Below are 13,104 nucleotides of genomic sequence, written 5' to 3'. Positions count from 1 at the left end.
GACGAAAGCAAGCGATCACCCGGCGTAGCAAGTCAACAGGATGGCGAGGGGGCTACCCCTTATTGTTGCGTTGATGCTTGGCGACGAGACGCGGAAGCTCTTGCTGCAAGACCAGTAAGGGCCGGCCGCGAACCGCCGCTGCCGGCAAACCACGGGGGGTACGTGGCATGGCTGTCCGGCAGGCAGTCTTCCTCGTTGGCGGCAAGGGGACCCGTCTCGGCGCCCTTACGGCCACCACGCCAAAGCCTTTGCTTCCGATCGCGCCGGACATGCTGGTGCTCGATCTGCTGATCGAGAATGCCGCACGTCACGGCTTCACCGACATCGTGCTTCTGGCCGGCCATCTCGGCGACCGGGTCGAGCTCCTCTACCATGGCCGGCGCATCAGGGGGGCGACGATCCGCGTGGTGCGCGAGCCGGAACCGGCCGGCACCGGCGGCGCGCTGCGCCACGCGGCCGAGCTGCTCGACCCATGGTTCCTGCTGGCCAACGGCGATTCCTGGTTCGACATCAATCTGTGCGCCTTCGCGGTCGCGCCGCCGCGCAACGGCCTTGCCCGCATCGCCCTGCGCCGAATCGACGACTGCGCGCGCTACGGCTCGGTCGAACTGCACGGAAAGCGCATCACCGCCTTCGTCGAAAAGAAGGCCACGGCAGCGGGACCCGGCCTCATCAACGGCGGCATCTACCTGCTCAATCGCGCGGTGCTGGACCATGTCCCCGGCCCCTGCTCCATCGAGCGCGACGTCTTTCCGGCCCTGGTCAGGCGCGGCGGTGTCGAGGGCCAGGTGTTCGACAACTATTTCCTCGACATCGGCCTGCCGGAAACGCTGGCGCAGGGACGCCGCGAGTTCCCCGCCCTGCTGGCGCGGCCCGCCGCCTTCCTCGACCGGGACGGCGTCCTCAACATCGACCGAGGCTACACCTACCGGCCCGAACAGCTCTACTGGACGGAGGATGCCCGCGAGGCGGTGCTCGCCCTCAACGAGGCCGGTTATCTGGTGTTCGTGGTCACCAACCAGGCAGGGGTCGCGCACGGCTTCTACCACGAGGCGGACGTGCACGCCTTCCATGCCCGCATGCAGGCGGAACTGGCCGACATCGGCGCCCATGTCGATGCCTTCTACCACTGTCCCTTCCATCCGGACGCGACGGTGCGTCGCTACCGGCATCCCTCGCATCCCGACCGCAAGCCCAATCCCGGCATGCTTCTGAAGGCGCGGCGCGAATGGCGCGTCAGCGACCGGGGCAGCTTCCTGATCGGCGACCGCGAAAGCGACATCGAAGCCGCGATCCGCGCCGGCATACCGGGCCTGCGCTACGAGGGCGGCAGCCTGCTGGCGACGGTGCGGCAGGCGCTCGCCGCCGTGCGCCCGGCCCCAAGCGTGCCGCCACCCGCGCCGATACTTCTCGACACTCCAGCCATGCAGGCAGGTTGACCATGCCCCATCTCACAGCCACTCGCCGGCAATTCGTCCTCGATCACGGATGGCAGGCCGATACCGCCATCTACCGCGCGGGCCAATGGATGCTCGACTGCGCCGTGCCGTTCTGGGCCGAGCGCGGCGTCGACTGGCAGCGCGGCGGCTATGTCGAGCAGATGGCCTTCGACGGCAGCGCCCGGCCCGTCGACTTCAAGCGCACGCGCGTCATCGGCCGCCAGATCTACGTCTTCAGCCACGCAGCGCTGCTGGGCCGCGACGACGTGCTCGACTGCGCCCGCTTTGGCTACGACTTCCTCACCCGCAACGCCTGGCTGGGGCCGGATGGCGGCTGGGCGCGGCTGCTCACCCCCGACGGCGAGGTCAAGGACCCGACACCGGACCTCTACGACCTCGCCTTCATCCTCTATGCCTTCGGCTGGTTCCAGCGCGCCACGGGCGACGAGACCGCCCATCAATGGGCGCTGCGCACCCTCGACTTCGTCGAGACCCACATGCGCCATCCCGGCGGTCAGGGCTATCTGGTGGAGAAACCGGCTTCCGGCGCGCGCCTCCAGAACCCGCACATGCATCTTCTGGAAGCCGCGCTGGTCAATCTGGAAGTCAGCGGCGACGAACGCTTCCGGCGCTTCGCCGACGGGATCGTGGAGCTTTTCACGACCCGCTTCTTCGACCCCCGGACCTCGACGCTGGGCGAACAGTTCGACGAGCGCTGGCACCGGCTGCGCAACCGGGACGGGCGCGCCATCGAGCCCGGCCACCAGTTCGAATGGGCGTGGATACTGGCGCGCTACCAGCGCCTCACCGGCCGCGACATGAGGCCCTTCGTCGAGGGGCTGACATGGTTTGCCGAGACCCATGGCGTGGAGCACGGCGAATGGCTGGCCCTGAACGCGGTTCGCGACGACGGCGTCGTCCTCGATGCCGGCTCGCGCGTGTGGCCCAACACCGAGCGCATCCAGGCGGCCGTGGCGATGTTCGAGCTGTTCGGCATGGACCCGCGCCCGGTCTTCGCCAGCAGCACGCGGGTGCTGTTCGACCACTTCCTGGACCGGCGGCTGGCCGGGACATGGATGGACCGCATCGACGCCGACCGGCGGCCGATGACAGACCACGTGCCCGCGTCCACCCTCTACCACCTGATGATCGCCTTTGCCGAGATGCTCAGGATCGCTCCGGAGGTGGACGATGCCTTTCCCGGATGAGGCGGCCGCGCTCCTGCCGGGCCTTTTTCTTCTCCATGATTTTCGAGGATGACGATGCACATATTGGTCACTGGCGGGGCCGGCTATATCGGTTCGGTTCTGGTCCCCACGCTTCTGGAGAAAGGCCACAAGGTCACGGTGCTCGACACTTTCGCGCGGGGCACCACCGAGCTTGCGCCCTGCTGCCGCCATGCCGGTTTCGAGCCGGTTCGCGGCGATGCCCGAGACGAGCGCATTCTGGACGAACTGGTGCCGAGGGTGGACGCGGTGATCCCGCTGGCCGCGCTGGTCGGCGCGCCGTTGTGCAACCAGGACCCGATCACCGCCAGGACCCTCAACCGCGACGCCGTGGTGGCGCTGACCCGGCGCGCCTCGCCGGCGCAGATGATCGTCTACCCCACCACCAATTCCGGCTACGGCATCGGCGAACAGGGCATCTTCTGCACGGAGGAGACGCCGCTCAAGCCGATCTCGCTCTACGGCATCACCAAGGTCGAGGCCGAGGCAGCCGTGCTGGATACGGCCCGGGGCGTGACGCTGCGGCTGGCGACGGTGTTCGGCATGTCGCCGCGCATGCGCATCGACCTTCTGGTCAACGACTTCACCTGGCGGGCCGTCACCGACCGCGCCGTGGTCATCTTCGAGGGCCATTTCAAGCGCAACTATATCCATGTGCGCGACGTGGTGAAGGGTTTCGAGCATGCCCTGGCCAATTTCGACGCCATGCGCGGCCAGCCCTATAATCTGGGGCTTTCCAGCGCCAACCTCTCCAAGCTCGAACTGTGCCAGCGCATCCAGGCGCATGTGCCGCAGTTCGTCTATCTCGAGGCACCGATCGGCGAGGACCCCGACAAGCGGGACTACATCGTCTCCAACGAGAAGCTGGAGCGTACCGGCTGGGCGCCGGACTGGGGCCTGGATGACGGCATCGGGGAACTCATTCGCGGCTACAGGATGATCCGCAACTCCCGCTACGCGAATGTGTAAGGCAATTTCCCGCACTTTTGCGTCGAAACAATAGCCAGCGGATACGCCTGAAAGCTGGACGCTCCACCAAAGAGGGTAGCTCGACCACCGAACGCCCGGTTTGCGCGGCAAAACGCCCTTGGAAATACTAACTGCGGCCCGACGACAATCGCCTGCCTGGCCGATCGCGGAAATCTTCAAGCTTGGGGGCATGCATCCATGATCATCGTCAGAAGTCCCTTGCGGGTATCCTTCTTCGGCGGCGGGACCGACCATCCGTCCTGGTTCAACCGGCCGGAGCCGGGGGCCGTGCTCTCCACCACCATCAACAAATACATCTACGTCCAACTCCGGCGCCTGCCGGCGGTGTTCGACTTCAACTACCGCGTGGCCTGGGGCATGCTGGAGGAAGTGCGCTGCATGAACGAGATCCGCCATCCGGTGGTGCGCGAGGTGCTGAAGCACTACGGCTCGGCCGACGACAGCGGCTATGAGGTGATCTACAATGCCGACCTGCCCTCGCAGACGGGCCTCGGCTCCTCCTCCGCCTTCACCGTTTCCCTGCTCCACGCCTATTTCGGCAATCTCGGCCGGCTGAGCCCGAAGCATGTTCTGGCCCGCGAGGCGATCTTCGTCGAACAGGAACTGCTGAAGGAAACCGTCGGCTGCCAGGACCAGATCGCGGCCGCCCATGGCGGACTCAACCGCATCGATTTCAACCCCGACGGCGACCACAGGATACGCCCGGTCAACATCACGCCGACACGGCGCGCCCAGCTGGAGGACTCGCTGATGATGTTCTTCACCGGCTTCACCCGCTCCGCCGACGCCATCGAGAAGAAGAAGGTCGCCCGCTTCGGCGACCGCACCCGCGAACTGCGCGCCATGTACGAGATGGTGGCCGAGGGCGAGCGCATCCTGACCGACCCGAACTGTTCCCTGACAGAATTCGGAAGGCTGCTGCACCACGCATGGATGGAGAAGCGCAAGCTCGACAGCTCCGTGTCCAATCCGGCGATCGACGGCTATTACGAAGCGGCGCGCAAGGCCGGCGCGCTGGGCGGCAAGCTGCTCGGCGCCGGCGGCGGCGGCTTCCTTCTGATGTTCGTGCCGCCGGCCGCACGCGCCTCGGTGCTTGCCGCGCTCGGCGCCCTCACCTTCGTCCCGTTCAGGATGGAGCACGACGGCACGTCGGTGGTGCTCTACAACCCCGACCTGACATCGAACTACCTGACTTCGTCCGCAAGGGTGTCATAGCCGTGAACCTTCATGTCGCAAGCATCGAGGCGGAAGCCGGGATCGCCGGCTTCGTCTGCCGCGCCACAGACAGCATGTGGACGGCCATCGAACGCGCGCTCGACAACGGATACGGGCTCGTCTTCGTCACCGGCAGCAGCGGCGAGGCGGTCGCGCGCCTGACCCTTCAGGAACTGCGCGAGGCCATTCGCGCCGGTGTGCATCTCGGCCACGCCACGCTCGGCGACATCGCCAGACCGGGCGATCTCGACGACCCGGCTTCTCCGGTGGCCCCGATACTGGACGCGCGCCGGCACATCGTGGGCATCGAGAAGCGGCAAGGCGCTGCCCTCCTGCCGGTGGCCGAGCCCGACCTTTCCCATGCGGAGCTGCGCAACCTGCTGGATGCGTTCCTTTCCACATGGATATCGTCCACGGGCGACTACATCACGCGGTTCGAATCGGGCTTTGCCGCCCGCACCGGCATGAGCCATGGCGTCGCCACCTCGAACGGCACGGTTTCGCTGCACCTTGCGCTCGCCGCGCTCGGCATCGGCCCCGGCGACGAGGTGATCGTGCCCGACCTGACCTTCGCCGCCTCGGCCAATGTGGTCATCCATCTCGGCGCCACCCCGGTCCTGGTCGATGTCGATCCGCAAACATGGTGCATCACACCCGAGGCGATCGAGCGCGCCGTCACGCCCCGCACGCGGGCGGTGATGCCGGTGCATGTGTTCGGCCGCCCGGCGCCGATGGCCGAAATCCGCGATCTGGCGCTGCGGCACGGACTGTACGTAGTAGAGGATTGCGCCGAGGCCCATGGCGCACAATATGACGGACAGCCGGTCGGCTCGTTCTCGGACGTCGCCAGCTTCTCCTTCTTCGCCAACAAGATCATCACCACCGGCGAGGGCGGCATCTGCGTCACCCGCAACCCCGACCTCGCCCTGCGCATGCGGATGCTGCGCGACCACGGCATGCGCCCGGAACGCCGCTACTGGCATGAGGAAGCCGGCTACAATTTCCGCATGACCAATCTGCAGGCATCGATCGGATGCGCCCAGCTCGAACGCATGGACGCCTTCCTGGACATGCGCCGCAAGGTGCACGAGGCCTATGAGGCGGCGCTGGGCGGCCTGCCGGGCGTCGATTTTCCCCCGCCGATGCCGCCCCGGCATGAGCCGGTGACATGGTTCTCCTGTGCGCTGGTGCCGGCGGAGGCGAGGCCGAAGCTCATCCAGGCCTGCAAGCAGGCGAACATCGACCTGCGGCCCTTCTTCCACGGCCTGTCCTCCATGCCGGCCTATCGGCACTATGCCAGGAAATGCCCGGCAAGCGCGCGGCTTTCGGCCTGCGGCGTCAATCTGCCGACCTCGCGAAAGGTGGATGGCGGGATGGTCGAGCGCATCGCCGGTATCTTCGCGGGCGTGCTTGAGGCCGGAGGGAGCTAACGAGGCGCAATGATCGCGCGGTTATGTGTGGCGCTGGCCGCCCTGCTCGGCGCAACGGCGGCATGGGGCGCCGACCTGATGTGGGGCGTGAACGGCCATCCCTTCACCGCCTATCCCGGCATCTCGTTCGCGCGGCAGCTCGACTTTGTCCGCGACCTCGGCATGAAATCCTATCGCGTGAACATCTCCACCGCCGACGACATTCCCGAACTGGCGGCTCTGGTCGAACAGGCCAGGGCGCGTGACATCGACATCTTGCCGGTCATCACCCCGGACCTCGATCTCGACGCCGAGACCGCCGGCGATCTCTACGCCAAGTCCTACGCGATGGCGGTGGCCATGGTGTCGCGTTTCAAGGACGACATCCGCGTGTGGGAACTCGGCAACGAACTGGAGAACTACGCGATCCTGACGGCATGCGAAATGCGTGACGACGGCATCCAGTACGATTGCTCCTGGGGGCCGGCGGGCGGCGATGGGCCGGGCCATTATTTCACCCCGCGCTGGAAGCAGGTGAGCGCGGTGCTGCGCGGCCTTTCGGACGGCACCGCGTCGGTCGATCCGACCATCCGCAAGGCCATCGGAACCGCCGGCTGGGGGCATACCGGGGCTTTCGAGCGCATGATCGCCGACGGCATCGACTGGGACATCTCGGTGTGGCACCACTATGGGGCCGATCTCAAACAGCCGCTCGACTATCTCAAGACGCTCGGCAAGCCGATCTGGGTGACCGAGTTCAACCATTCGAGCGAGAAAGGCGAGCAGGCCCAGGCGGACGGATTGCTGGAAATGATGACGCTGCTGCGCGGCTACCGGCAGGACTATCCCATCGAGGCCGCCCACATCTATGAACTGCTCGACGAGCCCTATTGGGCGCCGAGCTTCGAGGCCGTCATGGGCCTGGTGCGGCTGCGGAAGACGGACAAGGGCGCGTGGACGCCGGACGGCGTCAAGCTGGCCTATGGCGTGGCCAAGGCCTTCATTGCCGCCGGCGGCAGCAGCGTGGCGGTCCCGCAATCTCCGGCACAGACCTCGCAGCCCGCCTCCGCAGATCCCGTCCCGCCCGCGGCGGGCTGCGATACGGGCTCCCTGAACACGGCCGTCGTCAACCATGCCAACCAGGTGGCCTATTTCTATTGCCTCGCCCTGAACCGCCTGCCGAACCCCACCGAGCAGTGGCGCCAGGCCCTGGCCATGAAGCAGGGCCGCACGGTGGCCGAGATGATGGCCTCGGTTCTGGAAACACCGGAATTCAGCAAGGTGAATGGGCGCGAGGAAGCGACGAATGCAGCCTATATTGCCGCCATCTACCGAAGGCTGCTTGGCCGCGAGCCGGACGGCAGGGGCCTGTCCGACTATCTTTCACGGCTGGACGGCAACCAGATGACCCGTGAGGAACTGGCCCTGGAAGCGGTCGGCTCACAGGAATTCCGTTCCCTCCATTCCTTCCTCTTCGCGCAGGTTCCGGTCCCCTGACGGCTGCATGGCCAGCAATGTGGCTACCGCCTCCAGAATCTCGCGGTCGAACCGCTCCTCGGAAAAGCGCTCGGCATTGAGGTGGCAGGCCAGCGGCGTCACGGTCGCCGCATTGGCCTCGAACTGCTCGACCGCCTCGATCAGGCTCGCCGTATTTTGGCGCGCGAACAGCACGCCCGTCGGCTTGCCGGACCGACCCAGCGGCCGGACGATATCGGCGGCCCCGCCACGGCCGAAGGCGATCAGCGGCGTGCCGCAGAACTGGGCCTCGGCCAGCGTGATGCCGAAATCCTCGCACCCGGCAAACACCATGGCGCGGGCCCGCGCGACGCGGGCGACATAGTCCTTGCGCGGCAGGTGGCCGGTGAAGGTGATGTTGGAAGCCGCCCGCGCGCGCAGATGCTTCGACTGCGCCTCATCCCCCACCACGACGAGGCGCCGGGACGGCATCTTGCCGAAGGCGTCGACCACCAGGTCCAGCCGCTTGTAGGGCGCATGGAAGGCGGCGGTGACGTAATAGTCCTCCTTGACCGGAACATAGTCGAGCTCCGCCGTGGCGACGGGCGGATGCACCACCATCGCCTCACGCCCGTAGATGCGCTTTATGCGGGAGCGGACATAGCTCGAATTGGCGAGCATCAGGTCCGGCCCGTGGGCGGTGCGCATGTCCCACATGCGCAGCTTGTGCAGCAGGTAGCGGAAGGCGAGCCCCTTCGGCCCATAGCCCATGCGACCCTGTTGCAGATAGGAAAACTGCTCGTCCCAAGCATAGCGGATGGGGCTGTGCACATAGCACAGATGCGGCTGGTCGGGCCGCGTCAGCACCCCGCGGGCGAAGGCGGCCGAGGACGAGATGACGGCATCGTAGCCGGTGACGTCGAACTGCTCGATCAGGATCGGGCAGAGGAAAAACAGGGCGCGGTGATATTTGCGCACCCAGGGCAGGCGGTTGGCCGCCGACGTGTGGAAGGTCACGTCGCGGAAATACTCTTCCTTCACCGCAGGCGGAAGGAAATCGAACAGGGTGAAGACCTCGGCGTTCGGGAATATGCTGCATATGCGGGCCAGCACCCGTTCGCCGCCGCGGAAATTCGGGCACCAGTCATGGACCACGGCGATACGGGCGTTGCGATCCACTTCCGGCACCGCGACCTCGCCAACGGCACGCCGGCTCCATTCTTCATCAAGGCGCGCGACGCTCGCCCAGTCGGTTTGGCGTGCCTGATGCATATCGGAAACCCACCCCAGTTGTGCGGTCGCCCTTTCTGTCGAAGGGCATGGGTCAAGTTTCGTATGGGCCGAGGCCGGCGGACAAGCTGATCTAATGGGGTGAAGGGGGCTAAGCGGCGGCCCGAACACACTCCAAAGGCGTAAGGCCGCTACGCCGATGGAGCTATATTTGCGCGAACCGACGCCTTATTTGCAGGCTGTTTCCTGCCCGCCCGGCACTTAGGATCATGATTGCCGTCCGTCACGGACGAACGGCATGGGGTCGCAACTGTGACGGGGGTTCGTTCATGTCGCTCAGCCTGGCGGTCATCATTCCCACATATGGGCGCAAGGAGGTGCTGGAGCGCCTGCTGAGATGGCTCGGGCACCAGACGCGTTTGCCGCACGAGGTCATCATCTCGGCTCCCGACGAGACGCATGTTCCCGACGTCGAGACGCGTTTCCCGGTGCGCAGGCTCTACGGCCCCCCCAGCCTCACGGCACAGCGCAACCGCGCGCTCGACTATGCCCTCGGCCGCTTCGACATCATCGCCTTTCTCGACGACGACCTGATCCCGGCGACCGATTATATGGAACGCGTCGCGCGGGCGCTGGAGGACAATCCCGACTGGGCCGTGGTCATGGGCGGCATCGTCCGCGACGGCGCGTCGACGAAAGGCATTTCGTGGGAAGAAGGCATCGCCATCATCCGCGAGGCGGAAGCCGGCGGCGAGGTCGACATGCGCGTGTTCGACATGGTCGGCGCCCAGGGCAACAACATGTCGATGCGCTCCTCCGTGATCGGCGACCTGCGCTTCGATGAGCGCCTGGTCCTCTATGGCTGGCAGGAGGACATCGACTTCACCTATCAACTGGGACGACGCGGGCGGGTGGTGTCCCTGCCGTCGATCCGCAGCGTCCATCTCGGCGTCAAGAGCGGCCGCGTCAGCGGGGTGCGCTTCGGCTATTCCCAGGTCGCCAACCCGGTCTATCTGTTCCGCAAGGGCACCATGCCGGGCGATTTCGCGTTCAAGCTCATGGCCCGAACGATCATCGCCAATATCGTCCGCAGCATCCGGCCGGAATTCTATGTCGACAGGCGCGGCCGCCTGCGCGGCAACCTTATCGCCCTCGGGCACCTGCTGCGAGGGCGCATCGAACCGGAATACATCCTCGAAATCTAATGCTGGAACACGATCATGTTCATCCACCGGCTCCTGTCATCCCGTAGCATCGAGCGCCGCGGGCCATCCCACGGCAAGAAATCGGCCGGCACCGGCACGGTGCTGACGATTTGCGCCGCCTCGGCCAGCCTGCTGCTTGCCCTGGGCCCGGCCCACAGCGACGACTATCGCCTTGGCGCGCAGGACAAGATCCGCATCAAGGTCTATGAGTGGCGCGCCTCGCGCGATGCGGTCTTCGAGTGGACGGCGCTCAACGACATGTTCGTCGTGAACTCGGCGGGCTCGCTTTCGCTGCAGCTGGCGGGCGAGATCGAGGCGGCCGGGCGCACTACCTCCGAACTGGCCGGCATCATAGGCGACGCCCTGGTGCACAATATGGGTCTCGGCCGCAGGCCCGACACCGCCGTGGAAGTGGTGCAATACCGGCCGTTCTACATTCTGGGTCAGGTCGCGCAGTCCGGCGAGTTCGCCTACCGGCCGGGCTTGACCGTGTTGCAGGCCGTGGGCATCGCCGGCGGGTTGCGGACACGCGAGGAACGCATGGACCGCTACGAGCGCGAGATCATCCAGGGCCAGGGCGAGGCGAAGTTGATCGGCCTGAGCAAGGTCAACCTGCTGGCACGCAAGGCACGCCTCGAAGCGGAGCTGGCGCAATCGGAAAGCATCGCCTTTCCCCCCGAGCTTACCGCCTACCGGGACAACAGCGACGTCGCCATCCTGATGCAGCAGGAGCAGGCCATCTTCCAGGCCCGCCGCGAAGGGCTCGAGACGCAGGTGCGCGCCTTGAACAATCTGCGCGATTTCCTGGAAAAGGAAGTCACGTCGCTCGGCGCGCAACTGACCTTCCTCGACAAGCAGATAGAGCTGGTGCAGAAGGAACTGGGCAGCGTCTCCGCACTGGTGAACAAGGGGCTTGCAGCCGCGCCGCGCGAACTGTCGCTGGAGCGCGCTCTGGCGCAGGTGCAGAGCGAGCGGCTTGCGGCCGAAACCGGCCTGCTGCGCAGCCGGCAGGAAATCAGCCGCACCGACATCCAGATCATCGAGTTGCAGGACACGCGCCGCAACGAGATCACCGCCGCATTGCGCGACACGCAGGCCGAACTCGATACGCTCGACCGCAAGGCGGAAACCACCGCGCGGCTGATCTACGAGTCGGAACTGGCGGCTCCCCGGTTGCTGGCACAGCGGGCCCGCATGGAGCAGGCGGAACCGCTCTATACGATCTACAGGCCGGGGGCCGATGGAACCGTCACGGAAATGACAGGCACGATGTCGAGCCCGGTGCTGCCGGGGGACACGGTCAAGGTCGAGATTCCGTTGCCGCCGGAGTATCTGAAGGAATTCGGCACGCCCGCAGCCGCCGCCGGCACACGCGCCAACCCCGCCAGCCTCGATATCGATCCCGCCGAACTCGCCGGCAACGCCAGCGAAGCGAAATAGGGACGCCGGGCTCAGGGACAGCGACCTGGGGCACGGGCTGGCGAGCCCGCCAGGCGGCCTATCTGGCGACGGGTAGCGGACCGGCGGTTCGCCCATAGACCTGATCCTGCGCATCGGCGTCATCCCAGATTCGCGCGCCACAGGCCATGACAACGGCCAGCGGCACGAAAAAGCCCATGCCGGGGTCGGCGAGCCCACCGACGATCGACAGCGCCAGCAGCGCGGCCAGCGCGCCCGCGCGGGCGCTCGACACGATCGCATCCAGCTCGGGCTCCATGACCCGGCGCGACCGGGCGGGCGTCCAGACCAGCGCCGCCAGCAAGGTGGCGATGAGGATCGAGCCGACCATGCCCAGTTGCGACAACACGGCAATCGCCCAGCTCGACGCCCGCGAACTGCCAAGGCCGATGCCCAGACCGCTGGTGTCGAAGAAGGCCTGCATGCTCTTGTAGTTCCAGTAGCTGCGTTCCTGGCCGGACGCCGATGACAGCTTGTTGGTGACGACATGGTCGATCAGGCGCAACATCGGGTCGAAGAACTTCGCATTGTAGAGGCTGACAGCCAGCACCACGAAGCCCAGCAGGACCATCAGCACCACCAGCAACAGCTCCTGCAGGCTCAACCGGCCTGCAAGGAAGGATCGTGCCAGGGAAAACGCGACCGGGATGCCAAGCAGGCAAAGGCCGACATAGGCGGTCGTCGAAGTGGACAAGAGGAGCAGGAGGAACAGCACGGCGGCGATCGCCGCCGCAAAGCGGGAGCCGGTCCTGCGCCAGTAAGTATAGCTGAAGGCCAATCCGGCCAGCGAGACGGAGCCAAAAGCCGAAGCTTCGGACTGGGCGCCGGCGATGCGCCAGAACCCTTCCTCCATGGTCAGCGTCAGCATGGCATAGTTGGCAGTGCGGATCGGCCCCAGCACGTCTCCCGCCCCGGCCATCTTGCCGGCAAGGTCGATGATGCCCATGGCGGTATGCAGCCCGAACCACAGGAAGAAGCCCCGCTTCACGTCGACCAGCGCCTCGCGGCGGCGCAAAAGCAGGCAAACGCCAAGGAACACCAGGATGCTCAGGGTGAAATAGGCTGTCTGGGTGATGTTGGCCGAAGTGGGCCCCAGCGCCGTTTCGTAGACACCGCGACTGGTGCGGGACGCGACGAAGACACTGGTCTGCCCGGCAAAGAATCTCGGGAACAGGACGGCCCCGATTATCGCGTAAGCCATCAGGACCACGACCACGGAAGCGACCCCGATGCGCCTGAAAATGGTCACCAGCTCGCGCCAGATGCCCTTGCGCGCCACGGCGGTCACCAGCAACAGCGCGGCGAAGACGGTGTAGATCTGCGGCGACGAACCGCCCACCGCGCTCAAGGTGCCGATCGCGGTGGTTCCGAAGGCCAGCGAGGCCATGAAGGCGACGATCATCGACCAGCCCATGAAGCGGACGAAGACCAGAATTCCGGCGCATACGAGCATGCCAGCTATGGATGGCTGCATCGT

General features: G+C 66.1%; 10 protein-coding genes. 8 read left to right on the top strand and 2 right to left on the bottom strand.

What is annotated here, in order from left to right; translation table 11 throughout:
- Nucleotides 1-167 precede the first annotated feature (167 nt).
- The 6 genes from ABID37_RS12120 (at nt 168) to ABID37_RS12095 (ending at nt 7,776) form a co-directional block, all read left to right on the top strand.
- Nucleotides 168-1,439: an HAD-IIIA family hydrolase gene (locus ABID37_RS12120; protein WP_354195004.1), complete on the top strand. Its 1,272-nt coding sequence runs from the start codon at nt 168-170 to the stop codon at nt 1,437-1,439.
- 2 nt (nt 1,440-1,441) lie between these two features.
- A complete protein-coding gene (locus ABID37_RS12115) occupies nt 1,442-2,647 on the top strand; it encodes an AGE family epimerase/isomerase (RefSeq protein WP_354195002.1) in 1,206 nt (401 codons plus the stop codon).
- Nucleotides 2,648-2,701: 54 nt separating this feature from the next.
- Nucleotides 2,702-3,634, top strand: a complete 933-nt coding sequence (locus tag ABID37_RS12110) for an NAD-dependent epimerase/dehydratase family protein (protein WP_354195000.1) — start codon at nt 2,702-2,704, stop codon at nt 3,632-3,634.
- Nucleotides 3,635-3,832: 198 nt separating this feature from the next.
- Nucleotides 3,833-4,870: a GHMP family kinase ATP-binding protein gene (locus tag ABID37_RS12105; RefSeq protein ID WP_354194998.1), complete on the top strand. Its 1,038-nt coding sequence runs from the start codon at nt 3,833-3,835 to the stop codon at nt 4,868-4,870.
- Between the two features lie 2 nt (nt 4,871-4,872).
- Nucleotides 4,873-6,300 carry a DegT/DnrJ/EryC1/StrS family aminotransferase gene (locus tag ABID37_RS12100; protein ID WP_354194996.1) on the top strand — a complete coding sequence of 476 codons (1,428 nt, stop codon included), beginning with the start codon at nt 4,873-4,875 and terminating at the stop codon, nt 6,298-6,300.
- Nucleotides 6,301-6,309: 9 nt separating this feature from the next.
- Nucleotides 6,310-7,776 carry a DUF4214 domain-containing protein gene (locus ABID37_RS12095; protein ID WP_354194994.1) on the top strand — a complete coding sequence of 489 codons (1,467 nt, stop codon included), beginning with the start codon at nt 6,310-6,312 and terminating at the stop codon, nt 7,774-7,776.
- Here ABID37_RS12095 and ABID37_RS12090 read toward each other — a convergent pair.
- Entirely contained in the window at nt 7,720-9,006 is a 1,287-nt protein-coding gene (locus tag ABID37_RS12090) for a glycosyltransferase (protein WP_354194992.1), read from the bottom strand. The two genes, ABID37_RS12095 and ABID37_RS12090, sit on opposite strands and share 57 nt — an antisense overlap.
- A 287-nt stretch (nt 9,007-9,293) precedes the next feature.
- Here ABID37_RS12090 and ABID37_RS12085 point away from each other — a divergent pair, with 287 nt between their 5' ends.
- Both ABID37_RS12085 and ABID37_RS12080 read left to right on the top strand, forming a co-directional pair.
- The gene (locus ABID37_RS12085) at nt 9,294-10,169 is read left to right on the top strand and encodes a glycosyltransferase family 2 protein (RefSeq protein WP_354194990.1); all 876 of its coding nucleotides are present in this window, start codon (nt 9,294-9,296) and stop codon (nt 10,167-10,169) included.
- 15 nt (nt 10,170-10,184) lie between these two features.
- Nucleotides 10,185-11,609 carry a polysaccharide biosynthesis/export family protein gene (locus tag ABID37_RS12080; RefSeq protein WP_354194988.1) on the top strand — a complete coding sequence of 475 codons (1,425 nt, stop codon included), beginning with the start codon at nt 10,185-10,187 and terminating at the stop codon, nt 11,607-11,609.
- 58 nt (nt 11,610-11,667) lie between these two features.
- Here the strand turns inward: ABID37_RS12080 and ABID37_RS12075 are convergent, their stop codons facing one another.
- Entirely contained in the window at nt 11,668-13,101 is a 1,434-nt protein-coding gene (locus ABID37_RS12075; RefSeq protein WP_354194986.1) for a hypothetical protein, read from the bottom strand.
- Between the last annotated feature and the right edge of the window lie 3 nt (nt 13,102-13,104).

It is taken from the genome of Aquamicrobium terrae, assembly GCF_040545735.1.
Taxonomy (GTDB): Bacteria; Pseudomonadota; Alphaproteobacteria; order Rhizobiales; family Rhizobiaceae; genus Mesorhizobium; species Mesorhizobium terrae_A.
The sequence above is the reverse complement of the archived record's forward strand: the minus strand, read 5'-3'. Positions and strand labels throughout refer to the sequence as shown.